Genomic DNA, 24,270 nt, shown 5'->3' on the forward strand with positions numbered 1-24,270 from the left:
GGTACTAAGGATAAAATGATTTTCTTTTACACCCTGCCAGAGACAAACCGAAAAATTAATTCTGAGGATGCTAGCCAAATTGTTATTTTAGCAGGCGGTTTTAACGGTTATGGCCGCAACTTCGGAGATCTCCTGCAGCTACGAGGGACTCTTCGTTGGTACAAACAACATTGGCCAGATGCGGTTCTATGTCCACTTTTGCACCTCCGGACGACTTCTGACGCGGAAACTTTGCGTGAACTTATAGATTTTTTTGAAACTCCCCACTGGTTATTTTATACCCATCACAGTGAGGAAGATACAAGCAGCCGGGGGGCAGCTTTTGGACTTGAGCCCCTTAAAGTTTCTGATAGATTAATACCCATAATCTTGCATGTCTATGGAGGAGGTTTTTTCAACGGCTTTTGGGGACGTTGGATGATTGATCTGATAGAAGCCGTCCTGCAGACCTTTCCCATTAGTCGTTACATAATTTCCGGACAGCAATTAGGAGCAGAGTTTGTGCCCGTTCTTGCAGAGCACTGCCGGCGTTACAGACCTGACCTGGTTGGCTGTCGAGATCCTGAAAGTGTAAAAATTCTAACCCAATCGGGAATAGATGCCTTTTTTTCAGGAGATGACGCTTTTGAGGAACTACTCCGATATGCTGAAATACCAGCAAAAGATAATAATGCATTGTTGTTAAATCTTTCTTTTGGCCTACATTTAAACCTCTCCAATTATGTGTATTCTTCACCAATACAAGAGCAACAAAATCAATCATTGGATCAGGTTATTTTACAGCAATTGCAGGACTTGTTTCAATTACTTACTACACAATTTGACCCTTTAAGTTTTCCTATTTTGGTCGGAAGCTATCTTGATTCTCGACAGGAAGTACAAGACACATGGGCAGCTTTAAAAAGAACCCTTCTGACACGTTATTTCCCGCAGTTCATAGGACTTGATATAACTGGTTTGTTGCTTCAGGGAAGACTTGAGGATGTAGTCCCATTATTACGTTCGGTAAAACTATTTGTTGCTAACTCGTATCATACAGCCTTGTTCTTAAAAATTCTCGGTGTTCCAACGTACCTTTTAGCTTTTAACGATTATTATACCCAGAAACAATCCGGGATTCAGAGCACAATCCATTCTTTTGAGGAATTTTTAACAGAAGATCTAGAAACTCTGCGAAAGGAGCAAGAAGCTATTCTTTCGGCACATCAAAAAGCGCGACAAGAATGGATGGGTTTATTGGAACATGAACTCAAAGAAATGCCAGAAAAACGGGGTGCGGTGCTCAGAGTAACAACTTATCTGCAAGAAGACAGAAACCGGTTATTAGCAAAAGTAAATGAGCAAGAGTACATAATTTCGCGTCTTGAATCCGAGAATGTAGCTCTCCGCGAACAGTTGGAATCCCTGCACAGGCAAAACTCCGTTTTGTCGGGGGAATTAGACAATTTATATAAACAAAATGCTGTACTTGGGGATGAGGTAGCCAAGCTACGACAAGATAATACTGCACTAGCTGCTCAACTGGGAATTATCGTGCGTTCCCGAAGTTGGAGGCTGGTGCAGAAATACTGGAGATTGATGGATAGACCTTTTTGGCGATTGTTGTTGACCCCAATTCGGAAAGTTGGCATTTGGATATGGGGGATTGGTAAACGATGAAGATCTGGCTCTTGACTACAGAATACCCACCGTTTTTTGGAGGCGGTATAGCGACTTATTGTTTTCATACCGCTCACATGTTTGCTTCATTTGGACACGAAGTAAGCGTATTCGTTGCCGATAGTAATTTAGAAAAATCCATTAGCATTGAAACTATAGAAAATATAAGGGTAATAAAGTTTAGGCCTGGCCTAATTGAAACATATAAGTATCTGGGCTATGTGGCGGCTCTCAGTTTTCAGTTTTCGGAGATTGTCGAAGAATTTATTAAACAGGAAGGTGCTCCAGACGTATTAGAATGCCAGGACTATCTTGGTATTGCTTATTTTTTGTTACAAAAAAAGAAAGTCCTATGGGATAAACTAACAGATTTACCTATAGTATTAACTCTGCATACCCCCAAGTTTTTATGTGATATACATGATCAGGCACCAGTTTATCGCTTCCCTGATTATTGGATAGGTGAAATGGAACGCTTCTGCATAAGAGCCGCAGATGCTGTTATATCCCCAAGTCGATACCTTATTGATGAGCTTAGTAAGTATATAGACCTTACTAAATTAAAAACCTACATTATACCGAATCCATATGAAACTAGTAATGATAAATCTTTAATTAGTTGGCAAGAATCAGATCGTGAAGATCTAATATTTTTGGGGAGACTCCAGTATCTTAAAGGTATACTTCACCTTTTTAGGTATTTTCGAGAACTTTGGGATAATGGTGTGAATATTCGCCTCAAACTAGTCGGCGGAGATACGTTTTTTTACCCTAAAAGTCAGACGATGAGTTCTTACCTGCAAAAAAAATATAGACGGTATTTTGAAGATGGTCTGGTTACGTGGGAAGGGAAAAAGGATCCTGAGACCCTCATGCAGATGTTAAGAAAAGTACGCATTGGGATCGTTCCTTCTCTTATCGAGAGCTTCTCTTACACAGTAGTGGAACTACTTTCTCAAGGCGTGATGGTGATAGCTTCCGATAGCGGAGGACACAGAGAAATTATTGAGGACGGGAAAAGCGGTTTTATTTTTTCGCACCAGAACCCGGAGAGTTTTAAATCCAAGCTTTTAAAAGCAATGGAGTTATCGCCAGAAAAAATGGAGGAAATGGCTGAAAATGCAAGAAAGCGCCTCTACGAGCTTTGTTCTTACGAGGCAGTATATAATAAGAAAATTAAGGTGCTTGAAGAGCTAACTCATACTAAGAATTGTTCGCGTATTTTTCCTTTCATAAGAGAGAGCCAAGTAGAGCCCCAAGATAAAGTGCAACAAAAAGAGTTGTTTACAGAAGCACAAGAAGAAAAAGATTTACTAAGCATCGTCATACCATACTACAATATGGGTGACTACATTAAAGATACTTTGGACAGCTTGCTTCGCATTTCCTATCCTCAAAAGGAGATTATTGTTGTAAACGATGGTAGTGATGAGCCAAAAAGTCTTGCTATCCTTTACCAAATAGAGAAAAATTATCCGGTTAGAGTGATTCATAAACGGAATGGAGGACTGGCTACAGCCCGAAATGAAGGGGCTCTAAACGCAAGGGGAGAGTTTTTGGCTTTTTTGGACGCTGACGATTTAGTATCTGCAGAGTATTACGACTGGGCCATTAAGATCCTCAAGTATTACAGCAACGTAAGTTTTATTGGCTGCTGGACCGAATATTTTGGGGCAGCACGGGGTATATGGCCCACTTGGAATCCTGAACCACCTTATCTCTTAGTACATAACACCCTTAACAGCAGCGGTTTGGTTTTCAGAAAGAGAGATTTTTTGCTTTACGGTTTGAACGACCCAGAGATGGAATACGGGATGGAAGATTATGAGTGTGTCATTAGAATGGTAAAAAATGGATGCAGGGGAGTAATAATTCCACGTCCGTTCTTTAAGTATAGGGTAAGACCAGATTCAATGTCACGACAGTTTAATCGGGGAAACATGCTCTACCTATATAACTTGATTTCTCAAAAACACGCTGATTTTTATGGAAAGTACGCAAAAGATGTGTTCAATCTTCTAAACGCCAATGGGCCAGGCTACCTTTACGATAACCCCACTTGGGAGTTACCGCCAATCGGATTTGTCTCGAAAGGAACAGAAAATGAAATAGTCGGATCCTTGGATTGGTCGACTCACGAAATACCCCCTGAACTAAAAGAAAAGTTGTTGTCACTATGGAGACGGCCTTTTTTTAGGCGAGCTTTAAGGTTGTTTTTCCGTTTGCGTTTAGATAAACTTTTCTAATATGGCGGTGGTAAAGTGCCCCTAAAGGTGGCTATAGTCATTCCATGCTACAACTATGGTGAGTTTGTAGAGGAAGCAGTGCATTCGGCGCTAAGCCAGGATACAAAAATAGAACTTGTAATTGTTGACGATGGTTCTACCGACCCTGAAACTCTTAGAGTTTTAGATAGATTGCGCGCAAGAGGAATTTACGTCTACCGTCAATCTAACAGAGGTCTACCGGGTGCCCGAAATACAGGTATTAGGCTAACTTCGGCTCCGTATATAGTCTGTCTGGATGCCGATGACATCATATCTCCCTCGTACTGCTCAACTTGTTTGGAAGTTCTGGAAAAACAACCAGATGTGGGCTTTGTTTATTCTACTACGCGTGTTTTCGGAAACCAGAATAAGCAGTGGAGCAATCTGTCATATTCTGCCTTGCACCTTTTGGTAGATAATTATATCCCATATTCGGCCATGTTTCGGAGGAAGATTTGGGAAGAAGTTGGTGGATTCGATGAAAACATGCGATTAGGGTATGAGGATTGGGATTTTTGGCTTTCAGCCGTAGAAAAGGGGTGGCGAGGGTTTCACATACCCGAGGGCCTTTTCTGGTACCGAAAGCACGGTAAAAGTATGCTTAGTTCTTCAAATCAGCACCGGAAAGAGCTGAAAAATTACCTGCGCCGTAAACATCACAATCTTTACTCCCACAAAGCAATTCTAAAACTTCTTAAGGATGAACCCTTTCGAATACCACGAGCATTCGGTGCGTTAATAAAGGAAGAAATTTTACGCCCACTAAAAAATTTGTACAATTCGTTGTGAAGAGCTTAGAAGCAGCGACGTTTATGATTTTAGATGCTTCATTAATAAACCGAGGACAGTATTTAAACTTAGTTTTTTTAATTACTTATTCTTATAAAAGAAGACTGCACACAGGTGGTAATAATTCATGTCACTTAACAGTAAAAGTAAAGTTCTTTTCCTCGCCACAGTCTACACACATCTGGCTGCCTTCCATATTCCTTTTATGCGGCTTCTTCAAGAAAAAGGCTATGAGGTACACGCAGCAGCTTCCCCGGATGACGGGGGAAAAGAAGAGGTAGAGGCTATAAGGGCAAGGTGCTGGGATATACCTTTTTCCCGCTCGCCCTATAGCCTTAAAAACTGGCGTGCTTTAAGAGAATTAGACCATCTATTCGAGGCTCATCGCTTTGATCTTATCCATGTACATACTCCTGTTGCCGCTTTTTTGGGAAGGTTTATGGCCAAAGCTAAATGCCAGGGCCCCGTGCTGTATACGGCCCATGGATTTCACTTTTACCGTGGTGTACCATTAAAAAACTGGCTCCTTTATTATCCGATGGAACGCTTGGCTTCCCACTGGACCGACGGGCTCATCGTGATAAATAGGGAAGATTTCGAAATCGCGCGCCGGTTCGGTTTTGAGCCGGGAAGGAACCTGTTTTATGTTCATGGTGTAGGAGTTAATCTTAGCTGTTATACGTCTCTGCCTTCTAAAGGACAATATATACGAGTGGACCTCGGACTTTCCCACTCTGATATAATTATCACCTGTGTAGCAGAAATGACTCCCAATAAAAATCATATATTGATCTTAAAGGCATGGAAGAAGCTGGCGGCAAAATGTTCCCACTGTCACCTCCTTCTAGTGGGAAAAGGAGAGCTAATGCCGGCTTTGAAGAAGAAGGTAAAGGAAGAAAAAATACCACGGGTGTATTTCCTGGGCTACCGCCGGGATGTGCCTCAGATCCTTCGGGAAAGTGATATTGTAACTCTAACCTCCAAGCGTGAAGGCCTTCCTAAGTCTATTATGGAAGCTATGGCTGCTGGAAAACCGGTGGTGGCTACTAATGTTCGAGGCAGTCGCGATCTGGTGGAACACGGGAAAACGGGGTTTCTAGTGGATTTAGGTGATGATGAAGGTTTATTTTTCGCCCTTAAAAGTCTTATCGAAAACGGAGAATTACGCAAAACTATGGGCAAAGCCGGCCGTGAAAAAATTAAAGATTATTCTATGGACAGGGTTCTAAATGAGATGGAGGCTATTTACATGCGTTATCTGGCATTGTAGGTGGCTACCCGATAAAATTGTTCGCAGTGAGAAAACTCTTTGAATTATTTTAATTAATAAGAGAATATTAGGGGAGCTCCTCTGATGAACGGGAAAACAAAAAAGAATTTAATTTCATTATTATTAGCGATACTAGATATATTTTTTATCAATTTGGGTTATTTATTAATTTTTCATCTATGGAAAGGCAAATTTACAACCGAGAATATAGAGGCTTACATTACCGTCATCCCTGTAATTTCAATAACAGCTTTGATATTATTCAACATATACGGTATATATAACATCGAGAGGAGAAACATAAGTGAACTTGCTGTTTCAAGTGTAATTGCGCTCTTTTTTTCCAATGTTATCGGTATGGCTTCAAGCTTTTTCCTTCGGAGCTTTGCATTTCCTAGGAGTGTTTTTATCGGTGGTTTTATATTACAAACTGTTTTTATCGTTACTTTAAGGTACATAGCAATAAATTTATACAAAAAGATACACGGCCCGGAGAGATTGCTCATAGTAGGACGAGAGGAAGATGCGAAGCAAATTATAAACAGCATTTCCAGAATAGACCACGGGTGGGTAGACTGCAGGTATGCAGTGCTGGAAAATGAAGCAAAAATGCTTGAATGGGCTATGAACCTGGCCGATACCATATTTTTAACGGCTGAGGCGGCTAAAAATTTAAAAAAAGAGATTGTGGACGCTTCGTTAAAAGGAAAGAAAATTGCTATCATTCCAGATTTATATGAAATACTAATGCCGAAAGCTAGACTTGTCACTTTCGATGATTTGCTGGTCTTTGAATTCCCTCACTGGAATGTAAGCAGAGGTCAACGGGTAATAAAAAGGGTGCTGGATTTTATCAGCGCATTTGTTGGACTGATTTTGTCTCTTCCGCTAATTATCATCATATCGATTCTTATTAAACTTACTTCCGAAGGCCCGATCTTATATATTCAAGAGCGAATAGGCCAGTATGGAAAGAAATTCAAACTTTATAAGTTCAGAACCATGATAAACAATGCTGAAAAACATACCGGTCCGGTAATGGCTGGCAAAGACGATCCGCGGCTGACCCCCCTGGGCAAGATATTGCGGGCCCTGAGGTTTGATGAAATACCACAGCTGATAAACGTCCTAAAGGGTGACATGAGCCTCATAGGGCCGAGGCCCGAAAGGCCGGTTTTTGTCGAAAAATACTGCCAAATCAACCCTTACTATAACTATCGCCACTTGGTGAAGCCAGGGATAACAGGCTTGGCCCAGGTAATGGGGAGTTACGATACTTCCTTCGAGGATAAGCTTAGGTATGACCTATATTATATAAGCAATTATTCCCTTTTACTTGATTTAAAGATATTCTTCCTTACCTTAAAGACCATTTTGTTAGCGGAGGGGATTGTAAAGAAAAAAAATATCGACGTTGACGAACAGTGGCAGAATATGATAGTCCTCTGTAGCGATGAGTTGTCTTCCAGTAAGGAAAATAAATGAAAATAAAGTGTTTAATACCGAGAATCTTAAAAAAATCCTGTTATTCAAACAGGATTTTTTATTACATAGATTTTATTATGAAATCTATTATTTGGTTAAAATTATAACTTATGGCAGGAAAAACTAATTTTATGTCGAATATACAAACAAAGACAAACATAGACATATATCATTATAAAACATATATATATTGGGGGCGCGATAGGACGGGGTTAAAAAAGGAGGCAGAGTAAGTGATAGACTTACACGCCCATATATTACCTGGAATAGACGACGGCTCTCCGGACCTGGACACATCTTTAAAAATGGCAGAAATAGCTGCATCCGAAGGCATAAGAAAGATGGTGGCAACCCCCCATTTTATCACTAAAGAAAGGGAGTTGGAGAGAGAGCTCATCCTGGAAAAGGTGAAAGAACTCAACGACTTGTTCAGGGAAAAAGGCATCGACCTGGAGGTATACCCGGGGCAGGAGGTGTTCCTTTCCCCAGAGATACCGGAGCTGCTGGATGAGGGCAAGTTACTCACCCTTTTCGACGGCGGGAAGTATCTGCTGGTGGAACTGCCCATGATGAGCATACCCCCTTATTCATTGAATATTATTCATTCGGTTCACCTCAGGGGAGTAAAGGTTATCCTGGCCCACCCGGAGCGGAACCGGGAAATAATTGCAGATATCAAAAAACTCTGCGAATTTGTCAGGATAGGTACTCTGGTGCAGGTGAACTCCCTCAGCCTCATGGGTGTATTCGGCAGGGAATCCATGCGCACCGCCGAAAAAATCTTAAAGGAGGGGCTGGCTCACATTATCGCCACCGATTGCCACACAGCCCGCTCTAGGGCTCCCAGGATGAAAAAAGCCCTGGCTGCACTTAGCGAAAAGGCTGCAAGCCTTTTATCGGTGGAAAATCCCCGCCTGGTTATGGAAGGAAAGCAAATAGAAGTACCTTTCGCTGGCTATAAAGCTGGCCATTTAGGCATCGCGAAAAAGCTGGCGCTTTTTTTCAGCGGTTTCAAGGTTGTTAAGGAAAGGGAGGTATAGGATGGGTGGTTTGAAAAAATCGCGCATAGTGACAGTTTTTGCAATTTTCCTATTATGCCTTTCCTTGAATTATGCAAGACCCGCCGCTATCGAACTGGACGAAGGCCTGATCGACCTTGCCTTTGAAAAGTTAAAGACTCTCGACCCCACCGTGAAATCCGACGCTATAGACCTGCTGGAGATTTTTTTTAATAGCGAACAGGGCCTTGAAGACCTGAAGGATTCTCTGCCGGATATACTGGCCCTGGTGGTGGGGGAGAATTATCAAGATCTGCTCTCAAAACACGGTCTCAGCCTTGGGCGGCTGAAGTCTGACATAGACGACCTTAAAAAATGGAGTAAAGAGGACAGGCTGAAACTCCTGGATCTCATCGAAAAGGGCGACAAGGAGGGCGTAAAGGCCCTGGTTGAAAAATACGAGGGCAGCGACAACTCAGCTTCAGGAGGCGGCAGCCTCCCGGAACAGCCAATTCAAAACCAGCCGGTATTTCCAGAAATATCGATTAAATTCAACGATATCGAAAATCACTGGGCCAGGACCTACATCGAATTCATAGCATCTAAAGGCATCATAAAAGGGAAGGCCGACGGATTATTCGCACCGGAAGACAGGGTGACCAGAGCTGAATTTACGGCAATGCTTGTTAGACTTCTCAAGCTGGAGGATGAGGGAACCGGTAAAGATCTACCCTTCACCGATGTAAAGCCGGACGACTGGTTTTACAGCATCGTAAAAGCAGCATACAACTCGGGCCTTGCAAGGGGCATAGGAAATAAATTCGATCCCAACAGCCTTATCACCAGGCAGGAAATGGCTGTACTCGTCACCCGCGCCGCATCGATTATGAACAAATCAGCTTTTGTAGACAGCGCGGAAGTAGAAAAAATCCTGTCCGCTTACAAAGACCGGGACAGGATATCCGACTGGGCCAAGACGGAAATCGCGGTTGCCGTGAAACTTGGGTTGATCAGCGGAGTAAGTGCCGATATCCTGGTACCTGGCGATACCGCCACTCGCGCCCAGGCGGCGACTGTGATATATAACCTTTATAGACTCATATATGAATGATAAAGAACTTTAGCGAGAAGGGGGGATATAGGGGCGGTAGTTGATCGATTTGTGTATTTTTTATCGTCATTGAGAAGAAAGGGGGCTTAAATTTTTTATGAGAGGCTTAACTAGAAAGGCGATATCAATAGCCCTGGTTTTAATGATGCTCGTTGCGGCAATGCCCGCATGGGCCGAAACGGGGGATTTGACCGATGACCAGATTAACAGCCTAGCTTTCTCTGTTTTTTTGCGGAGCAAGCTGGAAGGCCTGAGTGTGGAGGAGATAAAAAAGTTAATCGACCTCATTGAGAAAATCGACCAGAAGGATATTATCGTAGATAAATTATTCGAAACCGCCCTTGACTCCAGGCTCAATGGGTACGGAATCACCCGGGATTCCGTGACGGATTTCGCCAAAAGCTTAAGAGATGACAAATTTCAAAATAAATCCTGGAAAGAATGGACAAAAGAGATTGCCGAAAAGGTAAAAGAGCCGGGGATCAACAGCTTAACGCAGGATCAGATAAACTGGATAAAACACCTGGACAACGACATTTTTGATAAGAAATTCCCCGGATTAACAGCCCTTATCAACACGAAATTCAACAATAAGTTCGACTTTATAAGGTTTAACCGTCAGGTCTTCGAAAAAGTAATAACGAAAAATATTGACATCTCCTACGAGGGAGGCAGATTTTCCGTTAGTTTTAAGGACAGCCTGAAGGATGACCTGAACCTTTACCTCAGCGGCCAGCCAGCGGCAGTCTCCGGTTATTTTAAAAAAGGCCAGAGTATAGTCCCGCTTAACGAGCAAGAAATAGAAGCGTTGGAAGATGTAATAACTGATATCATAACTGCTTTTAACGATAGCGAATTTACCACTAGTGAAAAAGACCTAATAGCAAAAGCACTGGAAAGCTTTGGCTTTGACGTAAAAGGATATCCCGTAACCCCTCCTGAACCGGGAGATGACGGTAGCAGTGGCGGCACCGGTGGTGGCGGTGGCGGAGGAGGCGCTGCACCCAGCGAGCCCGAAATCGAAATCCCCAAAGACCAGAACAAACCGGTGGCAGTCATCGTACCCGCTGATGCGGTTAAAGTTACCGTGGCCGACGGCAAAGCAGTTGTAACTTTCGATGAAAAGGCCGTCAGCGACCTCCTCAAGCTCCTCGATGAAGCGGTGAAAAAGGCCGAAGGCAAGAAGCTGGCCCTTATTATAGATCTCACCGGCAGCGAAAAAATAGGAGACAAAGCGACCGTCGAACTCCCCGCAAGCCTTGCAGCAAAAGCCTTCGAAAAAGGCGCAACCCTGACTGTCAACCTCAAGAAAATCGGCATAGACCTGCCCGCAGGTTCCGTGGAAGTGGGGAATAATGCTCTGAAGATCAACGTCGAAGCAAAGGACGCAAAAAGTGCGCTGATGAACATCAAAGGCATAGAAAATATGAGACCGGTGGGTTCCGCCGTTGAAGCCAACGTGCTTTTGGGAGACAATCCGGCATCCTTCAAGAAGAAGGTAACTCTGCGCCTTTCAATAAAAGGCCTTACCACCAATATCGATAAACTGGGGATCTACTACCTCAACGAGAAAGAAGGCAGGGCCGAATTCAAAGGCGGCAAAGTAGATAAAGCCAGCGGTGAAATCAGGGCAAATCTAGCCCACCTCAGCACATACGTGCTCCTGGAATATGATAGGACTTTCGGGGACATTAAGTCCCATTGGGCAAAGAACTACGTTGAGTCCATGGCGGCAAAACACGTGGTCGATGGCCGCACAGCGGACAAATTCGTGCCCAACGACAATGTGACCAGAGCTGAATTTGCCAAGCTCGTAGTAGGCGCCCTTGAACTGGACCTTGTCAAATACAAAGGCTCCTTCGAGGACGTAGCCTCCGGCGCCTGGTATGCCGACTACATACAGACGGCTTATGACAACGGCCTGATTACCGGTAGAGTCGAAGGCAAGGTATTTGACCCCAACGCTAAGATAACCAGGCAGGAGATAATGGCGATCATAGGAAGGGCTCTTGCCCGAAAGCCCTCGAAAGATGCCGGCACGCTGCTTGCCCCGTTCAAGGACGCGGCAGAGATAGCCGGTTACGCGAAAGAACATGTCGCGCTGCTGGTTGAAATGGGCATCGTCAGCGGCTATCCCGACGGTACCGTAAGGCCACAGGCTCACACAACCAGAGCCGAGGCAGTAAAGCTCATATACGGGCTTTACAACAACTGATAATATCCGGGGGTACTCGCCGGAGTGCCCCCGCCTTATTAAAATTAGGAGAATAACGATGGGGAAAGAAAAAGGGAAAATACCGTACAAAGCAATAATAATCACTCTGGCATTATTCCTAGCCTTAATAATATCAGCCTACCACATTCTTGTAAATGAAGCGTTCGATCTAGTCTTTCCGGACCATCCCGGAGAGGTGTCCCAAAGCGGGGGACAAGCTCAGCCTCCTACTGACATAAAATCCCCTGATTTACCCAGGACGCCGGAGGTAGATGTTCACGAAACCGGATCTGAAGAAGGACAAACATCCCGAGGTACACCGCCGCCGAAATTCGAGAAACCCGAAAAACCTTTAGGTACTACCGCAGGAAAGGCTATAGAGGACATATCGATTGATGAAATTTCCGGGAATATAAGCTTTTCCGATAAGAGGCGGATACTGTGGCTGGTAGTCAGAAGGCTGACCAGTGATGACATAAAATACCTTCTAGGGCTTTTAAAGGGGGGATTGACGGAAAGCGAAAAAGAGGAAGCTAAAAAAATTGCTTTCAGTAGGTTTACCCCTGAAGAAATTCAGGAGATCCGGTCGCTGTACCATAAGTACAAACACCTTACCGAATAAGAAACGGAGGAGGAAACGGTGGAAGAAATCAATATCTACGAAGAAGAAATATCGCTGAGAGAAATTATCAGTGTCCTGAAGAAGAGACTTAGGCTCATCACCGTTGTAGTTGCCATCTGCATAATGGCAGCTGCTACCTACACCTTTTGGATTAAAAAACCCGTTTACGAATCTTATACGACTATTATGGTGGGAAAACCCGTTCAGAGGGTCCAGGATTCGAGCGCACCCATTACTTATCAGGAGCTTCAGACCAACCGCCTACTGGTATCTACTTACGGTGAAATCGCCAAAAGCCGTTCAACGCTGGAAGAAGTACTACGGAGGCTTAATCTGAATACCACCTACGAGAAGCTGAAATCCCGTATTAAAGTGAACCTGGTGAAAAATACCGAAATAATAGAAATCAGGGTATCGGACCACGATCCGGTCATGGCGGCCACCATAGCCAACGCGGTCTCTGAAAGCTTTTCAAGGCAAGTCATAAGGATAATGAACGTGGAAAATGTGCAGGTGATCGATGAAGCCATCCCCATATACCAAAAAGTCCAACCCAAGCCTGTATTGAATCTTTCGCTTTCGCTTATTCTCGGTCTCATGATGGGAGTATTTTTCGCCTTTTTGCAGGAATCTTTTGATACCTCAATCAAATCACCGGAAGATGTGGCAAAATACCTGGGCCTGCCGGTAATAGGCTCTATACCTTACATTGAAAAAGGAGAGGTAGCTTAATGGAAGAAATGGATGCCCAATTATTCGTAATGGATGACCCGAAATCCGTGGTTTCGGAAGCATTCAGAGTGCTCAGGACAAACCTGCAGTTTTCAAGTATAGATAGGCCTTTAAAGAAAGTGGTGGTAACCAGCAGCATCCCTCAGGAAGGGAAAAGCACCGTAATTGCAAACCTGGCGGTTTCGATTGCGAGTGCCGGGAGCAGGGTGCTCCTGGTGGATGCCGACCTTCGGAGGCCTAAACTTTACAAGTTATTCTTGCTGGAAAATTATAAAGGCCTGTCCAACCTTCTTGCGGAAGATCTACCGCTGGATACGGTGGTAAATACCACAAAAGTGGAAAACCTCCACGTCATTACAAGCGGACCGGTACCTCCCAATCCGGCCGAAGTATTGGGTTCAGCTAAAATGAAGAACTTTCTTGACGAAGTGGCTTCGTTGTATGATATGGTCCTTATCGACGCTCCCCCGGTGAACAGTGTGGCCGATGCGGCGATTCTATCGACTTTGGTTGACGGAGTAATCCTGGTGGTGGAAGAGGGTTCAACCGAAAGGGAAGCCGCCGTTGCTGCAAAGCAGCAGTTGGATAAGGTAAATGCCAGGATTTTGGGGGTAGTGCTCAATAAGGTCAAGCAACAGAAGGGTGGAGGATACTACTATTACTATTATTATTATGGCGAGGGTGATCATAAGCGAAAAAAGAAGAAGATTACGTAATTAACAAAAAACATAATATATGAGAATAGGGCTATGAGAAGGTGAAAGAAATGAATAACAGCCAGGTGGAGATAAGAAAAACCGGCCGACAGATCGTAACTCAAAGTAATGAAGCCGCAATTGCTTTGAGGCCAGCCCCGACCCTTGACCTGGCTCACGCCTTCTGGGGGGCATTTGAAATAACTTTACTTGCGGCTATGGATTTTTTGGGGATTGCAACCAGCTTTATGCTTGCTCTCCTTATCAGGATTCGAACTTTACCGGCGCTTAGCCCGCTCTATTCTTCCATGGTTCCGGACAGGCTCATAAACAACTTCTGGTGGCTTACGGGGATCGTTCTCGGTATTCTGGCATTTGAAGGTTTATATACTGCGCGGTACCCTTTCTGGCGGGAATTACAGCGCCTGGTAAAAGGGATTACTCTAGCTTTTTTAGTAGTTTTTACCGTGATTTTCATGGCAAAATTGAGCAGTGAAGTATCGAGAACGGTATTAACGCTTACATACTTATTCTGCCTTCTGATATTACCTTTTTGCCGGTATACCGGGAAAACTATTCTGTCCCGGCTCGGCCTGTGGCGCCGGAAAGTGGTGATTCTCGGTGCGGGTAAAACGGGCGAACTAGTAGCGAAAATTTTCAGCAGCGATTCGTACCTGGGATACGAAGTAGTCGGGTTCTTGGAAGACGATCCCGGCAAAAAGCACAAAACTTTTGCAATTAAAAAAGACACCATACTAAAGGTCCTGGGAAATTTTAGCGATGCTCAGGAAGTAATGCAGCGCCTGGGGGTGCGCCACCTGGTGGTAGCTGCGCCTGGAATGCCCTCCCAGGAACTGGTGAAATTAGTAAACCGCCTGCAGCGGGAAGCCGCGTCCGTGCTTGTAATTCCGGACCTCCTCGGCGTCCCGGTAAGCAGCGCCGAAATAGACTACTTCTTCGAAGAGCAAATGCTGGGCTTCCGTGTACGTAACAATCTATCAGATCCTGTTAATATGGTCCTCAAACGCACTTTTGACCTGGTAGTGGGCAGTATTGCTTTACTGGTAAGTGCGCCTATTATGGCTATAATAGCTCTTGCTATAAAACTTGACTCGCCAGGCCCGGTGATCTTTGCACACAAAAGGATCGGCCGTTGGGGTAAGGAGTTTAAGTGCTATAAGTTTCGGACGATGTACCTGAACAACGAGGAAATTCTGCAGCGATATTTAGCGTCAAACCCTGCGGCAAAAGAAGAATGGGAGAAATACGCTAAGCTTAAAGGTTACGATCCTCGAGTTACCAGAGTTGGGCGTTTTCTGAGAAAGCTCAGCCTGGATGAACTGCCGCAAATATTCAATGTCCTTAAAGGCGAGATGAGTCTAGTTGGGCCACGACCCTATCTTCCGCGAGAAAGATTTCGCATGGATAATTTTGCGGAAACCATATTACTTGCCCGTCCAGGTATTACCGGTCTTTGGCAGATAAGTGGGAGAAACGAAATAGATTTTGAAGGCCGTCTGAACCTCGAATCCTGGTACGTGCGCAACTGGTCACTATGGCTTGATATCGTAATACTTATCCGCACTGTAGGTGTCGTGCTTGCAAGGCGAGGGGCGTATTGATTTATAAATGAATATTGTCGCCATTCTTTAGCCGTTGCGCTATTTATACATTCAGCTTGGTTATTTTTATAAAACTTTCATGTAGGGAGTGTTAATTAGAAAAATGCACATTACCATAATCGGAATCGGCTACGTAGGTCTTGCTGCGGCAGTAGCCTTTTCCTACCTGGATCATCATGTGGTAGGTATAGAAAAAGATCCCCAAAAACTGAGGCTGCTGCAAGAGAGTAAGAGTCCTATTTTCGAACCCGGAATAGAAGAACTGCTGGATAAAAGTAGGGAAAGGCTAAGTTTTACTAATGATACTGTTGGAGCGGTTGCAGATTCAGATGTAATAATGATTGCGGTGGGCACTCCTCCCAAAAAGAACGGAGAAGCAGACCTCTGCTATGTTGAAGAAGCAGCACGTCAAGCGGCCATGGGAATGGTCTCCGGTGGGACCTACGTAATAGTTATAAAATCAACTGTGCCTATTGGGACTAATAGAAGAGTTATGCATATAATAACTAAAACGCTGGCAGAGCGGGGAGTTAAAGCGAATGTTCACATTGCTTCCAACCCTGAATTTTTACGACAGGGAATGGCATTAAAAGATATGCTGTACCCAGATCGCATTGTCGTAGGGGCAGAAACGGCGGAGGCAATAGAAACTTTACGAAACCTGTATAGGCCAATTTTAGAGCAATCATTTGCTCCACCGTCATCATTACCACGCCCTGATGGATATTCTTTTCCTCCTTTGATTATAACCGATTTAACCAGCGCTGAAATGATAAAGTATGCAGCCAATGCTTTTTTGGCTCTGAAAATTAGCTTTATTAACGAAATTGCTGGGCTTTGCGAAAAAGTTGGGGCGGATATAAAAGAAGTAGCCCGGGGAATAGGCCTTGATCCCCGCATCGGTCCCCGTTTCTTGCAGGCCGGACTGGGATGGGGAGGTTCATGTTTCCCAAAAGACACCGCTGCTTTACTGGCGGTTGCCGCTGAGTACGGTTATACCATGCCCATTATTGAAGCGGCTCGAGCTGTCAACACTAGACAGCGCACTCTGATAGTGGAAAAGTTGCAGAGTGTGCTGAAAATCCTCCGTGGCCGGATCATAGGTATATTGGGCTTGGCATTCAAACCGGGAACAGACGATATTCGGGAATCTCCAGCTCTGGATCTTGTGCGAATTCTTATCGAGCGTGGGGCACATGTAAAAGTGCACGACCCTGTTGCTATGCCCAAAGCCAGATTGGTCTTGAAAGAGCTTCCGGTTGATTATGCGGCAGATCCTTACACCCTGGCTGAAGGATGTGATGCCATAATTCTGGCTACGGAGTGGGAAACATACCGGCAATTAAATCTAGCTCTTCTTGCAAAGCGGATGAACCAGCCAGTTCTTATAGACGGACGCAACTTTTTTGACCCAGAACAGGCTCGCCAGGCGGGGTTCATCTATATGGGAGTGGGGAGATGAAACATGCACTGGTTACGAGTGGTCGGTTTTAATTGGAATTCATCTGGTGGAAACAGCTTCTAGCAAAAGATAAGCACTTTACAGTGGTGGATAATTTTGCTCCTTTTACACGTCAACTACCAATAAAAAGAATATCTCGATTAGCAATAAACTAACTACTTTATTTTATGAGCAAATATCCGATAGAGATTTTCCTCCTCTGTCAGTGTTGCTATCAAGCGGCTTAGTTTTCTAAGATAGATAGATATGCAGGTATAATTACAGTTCGTTCCTGTCAAGCCAGGAGACTTACAGCAAACTCTTGTAGATATAAGTAATGCGCGCAGGATACTCGGCTATAAATCTTAAGCAACATACCTTCGGGGCTTAAATTTAAAATAAACAATGCATAATTGACTAGTTCTTCTTAGAGTGTGAAATGTAACCTTGGTATCTGGCACATGTGAAAGTAATTTGGATTATGTATATCGTTAAGTAATAAAAGTAAGGTATTGTAAATTTTTATATATACTGTGAGGAGGTAAGTAGTGAAAGTTCTCCATATAGTATTAAAACCAAGATTTTCAGGAGCAGAAATACTAGTTAAAGACTTAGCCGTTACCCATAGTTCTCAAGGTATTGCAGTCGGGATAGCAGCTTTTAATCCACCAGAAGATGACTTTATGCCAATAATAGAGAATCTGTCAATTTCAGGCGTCAAATGTTTTTTACCTGTAAGCCCTTTAAAAAAGACTTCGCGTTTGCTTGCACTATGGAACTGGTTAGCTCAGTTTAGACCAGACATAATAGTTGCACATTCAGCAATTCCGGCACTTTATACAAGAATCGCGCTATTTAATCGGCAAATGCCAAAAGTTATCTCCGTGTTACACGCGGTTGATGACTACCGAGACTGGCGGCTAAGGTTACCTGAATACATTCTAAGGTGGAAGTCTGCTAGAGTGGTTGCTGTTTCTGATGAAAGTGCTCGGTACTATATTCGAAGGTTTCCAAAAGCTCATATAAAAATTATACCAAATGGAATCCACATAAATCGCTTTATCCTTGCCGCCCAAAACCGTGCAAAACATCGTGAATATTTTGGACTAGCTGGTCATACTCAGATCGTTCTGCAAGTAGGGCGTATTACTCCGGTAAAACAACAGCACCTCAGCCTGGCAGCAATTATACCCATAATGCGGGAAAATCCAAATGTGGAACTTTGGTTTATTGGCCCGATTGAAGATAAAAGCTACTACAACGCTCTTTTAGATAAGGTAAGATCGTTCGAGATAGCAGAGAGAGTTCGTTTTTGGGGTGGGCAATCTAATTTAGAATTGTTTCTTGCGGTGTCTGATTTACTGTTAATGCCTTCGGTGCGGGAGGCTTCCAGTATTGCGTTTCTCGAGGCACTGGCCTCTGGGATTCCAGTAATCGCGTCGGATATTCCGGCTTTTGCGTTTGCTGAAAAATACCCGGGTGTGTGGTTGGTTAGTCCTGAGAATACTCCAGAGTTTGGTGATCGGATCCAGTTGGCTTTGGCTGAAAAAATGCGACACGTACGCGATTTGAGCTCATACAGCTTTCAGCGTACTGCTGAGCAATATCTGTCCTTGTTCAAAGAGGTGCTGGATAATGAGAAGGGTTGTGTTGATTGATCCGTTTTCTACAGGGCACCATGTGAGCTATGCTCGAATTTTGGCTAAAGGGTTACGGAATAGAGGAAGCGAAGTAGTGGCCATTGGTGACCCTCAGTTGCTCAAGGGGCTTGGGAATTTGATAATTGAAGGGGTACCCTTAGAGTTACAGGGTAAAGGTGAGGCAATCATCCGAGAGTGGCAAAAATTTCATTACATGCAAGTTGCCGTAAATTTTGCCCAAAAAATGAAACCAGACATTATTCACTTCCTTTATCTAGACCGTTTTGCGTTGGTGCTGGCAATGAGCGGGGTCTTAGGGATGCAGTATAGGGCCACATTACACTGGGGCTATATGCTTCCTGAGTTTTTGTCACGTCCTTTACAAAGGGTGCGAGCTGCTTTCGAAGTGAGGGCTTTGCGTCGGTTGGCTGCTCGGGGTTTTCGTATTATAGTGCATTCTCGCTGGTTACAGAAGTCATTAGCTGAGAGGGTGGGGCACCGTACATTTGATTTTGTGCCTTATCCGGTTGAGCCTCACGATTCAAGTGAGTCACGTCTAAGAGCACGTTTGTTGCGAGAAAGTCTTGGGCTGCCTAAAGGTTCGAGACTGGTGTTGGTCTTTGGAGGTACTCGTTACGATAAGGGAGTAGACTTAGCGGTTAAAGCGCTGATGCATTTGGATACGTATTGGCACTTACTCGTGGCGGGAAAATCAGAAAGCTTTGATGAAGTTACTTTGCTGGAACTAGCTCGTCGACATGGAGTCCGTGAACGGTTACATCTTCACCTTCAGTATATCCCCGAAGAAATTATTAATGATTTTTTCTTGGCAGCGGATGTTGTTCTGCTACCGTATCGTTCTATCTTTAGTGGACAAAGCGGACCTCTTACGCTTGCAGCTTCTCTAGGAATTCCCGTGGCAGCAGCAAGTGTTCCAGTGTTAGCGGAAACTGTAGAGCAATATAGGTTGGGAGTTCTATTTCCGCCAGAAGACATCTGTGGGATGGCTCAAGCACTTCGAGTTTTGGAGGAGAAACAGATTTGCACTCTTCAATCAGAGTTTTGCCGAGATCATAGCCCCGATGCTTTTATTGAAGCCGTCATGAAAAGCTATGTAAGCTCAGAATAGCATTTACCTGCTATGTAGGTAGTTATTGTCCAAAGGGGGTTAAGAACCTTGCGGGTTGCCCTTGTTACGAATATAGCCTCTCCATACCGCATTCCAGTTTGGGATGCGTTGGGTAAGGAAGTGGAAGATCTTCGTATTTTTCTATGTGCAGAAAACGAACCCAACCGGATATGGAAAATAAAGGATCTCGGTAGCTATGCTTTTGAATACCGTATTCTCCCTGGTAAACAATGGTATGTTCCCAGCCGTGATTGGGCTATTTACTTGAATCCTACGCTATGGTGCGAACTCAATGAATACCGTCCTACGCACCTTATTGTATCAGGGTATGAGACACCCAGTTACCTTATGGCCATTGCCTATGCTAAGCTGCATAGAGTTCGATTAGTAATCTGGTGGGGTAGCCATGCTCTCAGCAGCCGTTCCCGCCGCGGGCCAGTGGCTTGGGTGCGCAAGCACATCTTGCGGCTCGCAGATGCCTATATTACCTATGGTACAAGAGCCACGGAATACTTGATCAATATGGGTATTCCCATAGAACGCATCGTGACGGGGACGAATACAGTTGATGTGGAGAGAGTGGCGGGCCTTGTAGAGTCATATCGGGTTGAAATGGGCCCGCGGATAGATAAACGCACCCGATTTCTGTATGTGGGGCAATTAATCGAGCGTAAAGGAGTAAGGCAGCTTCTTCGTGCTTTTCGTGCTTTACCAAAGGAGAGAGCTGAACTTATTATAGTGGGCTATGGCCCTCTTGAAGATGAACTGAAAATGTTTGCGAAGGATAATGGCATGGACAACATTATCTTTGCTGGAAGTACGCGAACACTGGAAGAAACGGCACGCTATTATGCTTGGGCGGATGTGTTGGTTATGCCGTCTTTGATTGAGGTTTGGGGGTTAGTAGTCAATGAGGCTCTGGCGGCAGGGTTATGGGTTTTAGCCTCGAGGTACGCAGGTGCAACATTTGATCTTGTCGAAAGGGCACCGGTAGAGGTCGGCATTGCCTTTAATCCCATCGATGAGGAAGATTTTATTAGATCCCTCAATATGTCACTAAGCAATGCTCATCTTAGGCGCAGCAAAGAAATTTCAAAGTGGGGGATGATGCATTCGCCCAAACGTTACGCGCACTGTATTGTGAGTTGTTTATTTTTGTCAGAACAATTTTGCTAAAATTACGCTAGGTGTGTTGGGGGAAAATTAGGTGTATGAGTTTATAATATTAGCCTTGACGATAGGCGGTGTTCTCATGCTTAGACCGTCAATATTTGGAGAAATGTATTCTGAATATGGATTAGGGATCATTACTGCAATCTTGATACTTGACCTTATAAAACATAGATTTGTTATACCAGGTAGGATCAAAAAGTATTTGCCGTTTTTGTTTTGGTTTTCGTTTTTGTGGTTTTATATGCTGATTACTGCTTTGCTTTTTATATCATCAAATTTCGTTTTCGCGGTCAAAGCTTTTATTCTTAACTTTATCACTGTGTGGGCTGTTGCTTTAATATTAGCGAGAGGTGAAAGAAATTACTTGTTCTTTCGATGGTTTGGAAGGATAATGGCAATCCTTGGATACTCTTCGTTGATAACTTTTGTTGTTAGTTTTTTCTACCCGCTGAATAATTTATATTTCGGACAAATAGTAACACCTTCATACCGTGCAGCTGGTCAAATATACTTTCCATTTACTATAAGGTACGGGAGATATACATTTGGAGACTTTGTTCTTCTAAGAGATCAAGGTGTATTTAGAGAACCAGGGATCCTTCAAGCATTTGCTAACTTTATGCTCGTTCGGGCACTTAATTTCAAAGAAAAATTCTGGGTGATACTCGGACTATTGATGCAATTGGTATTTACATTTTCAACTGCGACCTTGTTCTTAACACCTATAACTCTTGGCTTATGGCATTTATTTATAAGTAATAATAGAAGAAAATACTGGAAATTTCGGCTAATCCTCTTTAGCCGATTCACTAGTGCATTTATGGGTGTTCTTTTAATTATTGTGGGAGCGATCGCATTCTTGCATTTTCCGGGTTTCGGATTTAGTGATAAACTCCTAACACACGAGACATCAATTTCGGATCGAGTAGACAACATGATTCAGGGTTTTGTTGCTGGCTTGGAGAAGCCCTTTGGAATTGGCCTTTATGGAGTTAACAGGTCTAACGCCGGCATTAACCTTGTGGCAGCTACCGAACAAATAGGAATCATTGGGTTTATTCTCGCTATTGGTGTTTATATTGTTAGTGTGTTATCCGCTCCTGCTCGTGCAAGGAAGAAATTTGCGATAATGATTATGCCGCTTTTTATCACAGCATTGGTAAGTCAACCCCTTCTAGATGCACCTTTTGATGGTTCCCCAAAAAACTGGCTATTAAGGAGAATACATTATTCACGAATCAAGTTCTACAGAGTTATAATTCAATATTACTATTGTAACGATAAAATAATTAAAGATCGTGGTTTAAAAGGAGTTTTAAAGAAAAAAATTATGGACCTCGTTAAACTTATTTTTAAGTTGTTTTCAAAGAAGATAACTATACAAAATATCCACAAAAGATTAGAGAACCTTCTTAGAAAATATGATTATTACAATTCCGATATTGTGTGCAACTATCTTGGAGCATGGGGTTCGAAAGAATTTATTCCAAGAAAATATGTTGGAGAAAAGAAAAAAATTGAATTCGAAGGATATAATTTTAGTAGCATTGAGGATCCAGTTGCATATTTAAGTAAGATTTACGGTGATTTTATGAAACTTCCTCCTATCGAAAAAAGAAAAAGTCATCATGCTTTTTCGTTTATAGAGTTAAATTAGGCTGATAAAAAGAATTGGAAAATTAAACTGGCATAAAAGTGGCGGAAAATTTGTGTTATGTTGAGAGTAAAATATCGTTATTTATGGTATTATTGTTAATTTAATGAAAGATTTTTATCTTATAAATACTTGCATACATATACAAATACTAACATAAACATGCATCACATGGTCATGGTAAAAAAACTTCCTTAACTCTCTTGAACTAGGTGGTTTTGGTATAAGCCCGACATAATAGTTTACATTCAGCGAGCCATGCATTTTATGCAAGAATTGCGTTATTTAATTAGTAAATGTCAAAAGTTATCTAAGTTTTACACAGGAGCACGTCAAACATGAACAAAAGAGTTAGCAATAATCAAAAATATTTTTGTTACACAAAAATATTTTGGTTAATTTTTGTGTTTAATTTATTGGCAATAATTCTTCCATTAAGCTTTATAATAAATATTTCTGAATTCCGAATAAATTCTAATGGAATATTAACTTTATTCATTATTTGGTATAGCAGTGCGCGGTTGGCTATACTTAGTGCTAAGGGGCTAAAGCGTTTATTGAGCATGACTTTTTGGGTTTTCGTATATATCTGGCTTGGCATTTCACCATTATTTCAGGTAAGTGTGGGGAGAATGCCATGGCCTATAACAACCTCCGAATACCATGTTACTTATGCTCTAATCATTTCCATTACCGGTTTGCTTTTTTATGACGTTGGAATGTTTCTGGCTGGTCACCTTATTAAAACAAACAATACAAATTATACGCCAAAACTAATATTGGATGAACGCAAAATATTATTGTTTGCACCTATATCAATTGTTACTGCAGCAGTTATTATTGTGGCCTTTTTCGGTGGATTCGATATTTTTCTACTTGCACGGGCAGTCAGAAACGCTTATCTAAATGAATTATACTCGAAGTCACAGCTGCTGCTGTTAGATAATTTGTTAAGAGCTATTATTTTTGTATCTTTACAATCAGTTTTTGTTATCTGGATCCGTAGAACGAATAATTATCTCACTAAAAAAAACATACTTAAATTTATATTTCTTATTGTGTTAATTGTGTTAAATCTATATATCAACAATCCTATTTCAACAGCACGTTATAGATTTGGATTCGTTGTAATTAGTTTATTGTTTATTGGTTTAAAATGGAATGAGAAAACCTCGTTCCCATTGTGGACACTTATGATGATTACTTTTCTGCTCATCATATTCCCCTATGCGGATTTGTTTAGAAATAGAGCTGATGTTTCTCTAAAATCTCTTGAATTTCTACCCATTTATGAACATCTAGTGGGTAATGGCGATTATGATGCATTTCAACAACTCTCAAATACCGTGGCATATGTATCTAAGAAGGGAATAACATGGGGAAAACAATTGCTCGGGGTGATATTTTTTGCTATACCTCGAAATCTGTGGCCAAACAAGCCTTTGGGTTCAGGTGAGTTTATTGCACTTAACTCAGGGTATTACTATACTAATCTGTCTTGCCCATTGTGGGCAGAGGCTTATCTAAATGGAGGATTTATAGCTGTAATAATTATTTTTACAGTGTATGGCATCCTTACTAAGAATATAGAACACCAATATCTAAGCCAGCAAAATGGTGCTTCCTTTCTCGATATATTTGTTCCCTTTTTTGCACCATATCAGATTTTTTTCCTTAGAGGCGATTTAATGTCTACATTTGCTTACCTAATTCCAAATATATTATTCATGCTGTTAGTAACAAAGATTAATTGTAAGCGGTGAACAAC

18 protein-coding genes are annotated in these 24,270 nt (G+C 42.8%); all 18 read left to right on the top strand.

Going from position 1 to position 24,270, the window contains the following annotated elements; translation table 11 throughout:
- Positions 1–15: 15 nt before the first annotated feature.
- The 18 genes from TOCE_RS02485 to TOCE_RS02570 all read left to right on the top strand — a co-directional run bounded on the left by TOCE_RS02485 (position 16) and on the right by TOCE_RS02570 (position 24,265).
- A complete protein-coding gene (locus TOCE_RS02485) occupies positions 16–1,659 on the top strand; it encodes a polysaccharide pyruvyl transferase family protein (RefSeq protein WP_013275315.1) in 1,644 nt (547 codons plus the stop codon).
- The gene (locus TOCE_RS02490; protein WP_013275316.1) at positions 1,656–3,905 is read left to right on the top strand and encodes a glycosyltransferase; all 2,250 of its coding nucleotides are present in this window, start codon (positions 1,656–1,658) and stop codon (positions 3,903–3,905) included. Before TOCE_RS02485 ends, TOCE_RS02490 begins: the two co-directional genes overlap by 4 nt.
- A 15-nt stretch (positions 3,906–3,920) precedes the next feature.
- Entirely contained in the window at positions 3,921–4,715 is a 795-nt protein-coding gene (locus tag TOCE_RS02495; RefSeq protein ID WP_013275317.1) for a glycosyltransferase family A protein, read from the top strand.
- Between the two features lie 127 nt (positions 4,716–4,842).
- Positions 4,843–5,985 carry a glycosyltransferase family 4 protein gene (locus tag TOCE_RS02500; RefSeq protein ID WP_013275318.1) on the top strand — a complete coding sequence of 381 codons (1,143 nt, stop codon included), beginning with the start codon at positions 4,843–4,845 and terminating at the stop codon, positions 5,983–5,985.
- Between the two features lie 84 nt (positions 5,986–6,069).
- Positions 6,070–7,470, top strand: coding sequence for a sugar transferase (locus tag TOCE_RS02505; RefSeq protein ID WP_013275319.1), 1,401 nt, complete (start codon positions 6,070–6,072; stop codon positions 7,468–7,470).
- A 233-nt stretch (positions 7,471–7,703) separates the two neighbouring features.
- Positions 7,704–8,510, top strand: a complete 807-nt coding sequence (locus TOCE_RS02510; protein ID WP_013275320.1) for a tyrosine-protein phosphatase — start codon at positions 7,704–7,706, stop codon at positions 8,508–8,510.
- Between the two features lies 1 nt (position 8,511).
- A complete protein-coding gene (locus tag TOCE_RS02515; RefSeq protein ID WP_013275321.1) occupies positions 8,512–9,579 on the top strand; it encodes an S-layer homology domain-containing protein in 1,068 nt (355 codons plus the stop codon).
- A 97-nt stretch (positions 9,580–9,676) separates the two neighbouring features.
- Positions 9,677–11,794, top strand: coding sequence for an S-layer homology domain-containing protein (locus TOCE_RS02520; RefSeq protein ID WP_013275322.1), 2,118 nt, complete (start codon positions 9,677–9,679; stop codon positions 11,792–11,794).
- 58 nt (positions 11,795–11,852) lie between these two features.
- On the top strand, positions 11,853–12,416 hold the full coding sequence (locus TOCE_RS11580; protein WP_013275323.1) for a hypothetical protein: 564 nt from the start codon (positions 11,853–11,855) through the stop codon (positions 12,414–12,416).
- Positions 12,417–12,434: 18 nt separating this feature from the next.
- On the top strand, positions 12,435–13,148 hold the full coding sequence (locus tag TOCE_RS02530) for a YveK family protein (RefSeq protein WP_013275324.1): 714 nt from the start codon (positions 12,435–12,437) through the stop codon (positions 13,146–13,148).
- On the top strand, positions 13,148–13,864 hold the full coding sequence (locus TOCE_RS02535) for a CpsD/CapB family tyrosine-protein kinase (RefSeq protein ID WP_013275325.1): 717 nt from the start codon (positions 13,148–13,150) through the stop codon (positions 13,862–13,864). The genes TOCE_RS02530 and TOCE_RS02535 overlap by 1 nt, the downstream gene beginning before the upstream one ends.
- A 50-nt stretch (positions 13,865–13,914) precedes the next feature.
- A complete protein-coding gene (gene wbaP, locus TOCE_RS02540; protein ID WP_013275326.1) occupies positions 13,915–15,465 on the top strand; it encodes an undecaprenyl-phosphate galactose phosphotransferase WbaP in 1,551 nt (516 codons plus the stop codon).
- 103 nt (positions 15,466–15,568) lie between these two features.
- Positions 15,569–16,927 carry a UDP-glucose dehydrogenase family protein gene (locus TOCE_RS02545; protein ID WP_013275327.1) on the top strand — a complete coding sequence of 453 codons (1,359 nt, stop codon included), beginning with the start codon at positions 15,569–15,571 and terminating at the stop codon, positions 16,925–16,927.
- A 527-nt stretch (positions 16,928–17,454) separates the two neighbouring features.
- Complete coding sequence (locus TOCE_RS02550; RefSeq protein ID WP_013275328.1) at positions 17,455–18,564, top strand: glycosyltransferase family 4 protein; 1,110 nt, start codon at positions 17,455–17,457, stop codon at positions 18,562–18,564.
- Entirely contained in the window at positions 18,542–19,675 is a 1,134-nt protein-coding gene (locus tag TOCE_RS02555) for a glycosyltransferase family 4 protein (RefSeq protein ID WP_041423833.1), read from the top strand. Before TOCE_RS02550 ends, TOCE_RS02555 begins: the two co-directional genes overlap by 23 nt.
- A 48-nt stretch (positions 19,676–19,723) precedes the next feature.
- Positions 19,724–20,851 (top strand): glycosyltransferase family 4 protein, encoded by a 1,128-nt coding sequence (locus TOCE_RS02560; RefSeq protein ID WP_013275330.1) that lies wholly within the window; start codon positions 19,724–19,726, stop codon positions 20,849–20,851.
- Positions 20,852–20,882: 31 nt separating this feature from the next.
- On the top strand, positions 20,883–22,505 hold the full coding sequence (locus TOCE_RS02565; RefSeq protein WP_041423834.1) for a LicD family protein: 1,623 nt from the start codon (positions 20,883–20,885) through the stop codon (positions 22,503–22,505).
- 335 nt (positions 22,506–22,840) lie between these two features.
- A complete protein-coding gene (locus TOCE_RS02570; protein ID WP_013275332.1) occupies positions 22,841–24,265 on the top strand; it encodes an O-antigen polymerase in 1,425 nt (474 codons plus the stop codon).
- Positions 24,266–24,270 lie beyond the last annotated feature (5 nt).

The sequence above is a fragment of the Thermosediminibacter oceani DSM 16646 genome (genome assembly GCF_000144645.1).
In the GTDB taxonomy this organism is placed as follows: Bacteria; Bacillota; Thermosediminibacteria; order Thermosediminibacterales; family Thermosediminibacteraceae; genus Thermosediminibacter; species Thermosediminibacter oceani.

Excerpts from the sequence above, each read along its gene's own strand:
- TOCE_RS02485 (WP_013275315.1), top strand. The coding sequence starts at position 16 with ATGATTTTCTTTTACACCCTGCCAGAGACAAACCGAAAAATTAATTCT.
- TOCE_RS02490 (WP_013275316.1), top strand. The coding sequence starts at position 1,656 with ATGAAGATCTGGCTCTTGACTACAGAATACCCACCGTTTTTTGGAGGC.
- TOCE_RS02500 (WP_013275318.1), top strand. The coding sequence starts at position 4,843 with ATGTCACTTAACAGTAAAAGTAAAGTTCTTTTCCTCGCCACAGTCTAC.
- TOCE_RS02505 (WP_013275319.1), top strand. The coding sequence starts at position 6,070 with ATGAACGGGAAAACAAAAAAGAATTTAATTTCATTATTATTAGCGATA.
- TOCE_RS02515 (WP_013275321.1), top strand. The coding sequence starts at position 8,512 with ATGGGTGGTTTGAAAAAATCGCGCATAGTGACAGTTTTTGCAATTTTC.
- TOCE_RS02520 (WP_013275322.1), top strand. The coding sequence starts at position 9,677 with ATGAGAGGCTTAACTAGAAAGGCGATATCAATAGCCCTGGTTTTAATG.
- TOCE_RS11580 (WP_013275323.1), top strand. The coding sequence starts at position 11,853 with ATGGGGAAAGAAAAAGGGAAAATACCGTACAAAGCAATAATAATCACT.
- TOCE_RS02535 (WP_013275325.1), top strand. The coding sequence starts at position 13,148 with ATGGAAGAAATGGATGCCCAATTATTCGTAATGGATGACCCGAAATCC.
- wbaP (WP_013275326.1), top strand. The coding sequence starts at position 13,915 with ATGAATAACAGCCAGGTGGAGATAAGAAAAACCGGCCGACAGATCGTA.
- TOCE_RS02545 (WP_013275327.1), top strand. The coding sequence starts at position 15,569 with ATGCACATTACCATAATCGGAATCGGCTACGTAGGTCTTGCTGCGGCA.
- TOCE_RS02555 (WP_041423833.1), top strand. The coding sequence starts at position 18,542 with ATGAGAAGGGTTGTGTTGATTGATCCGTTTTCTACAGGGCACCATGTG.
- TOCE_RS02570 (WP_013275332.1), top strand. The coding sequence starts at position 22,841 with ATGAACAAAAGAGTTAGCAATAATCAAAAATATTTTTGTTACACAAAA.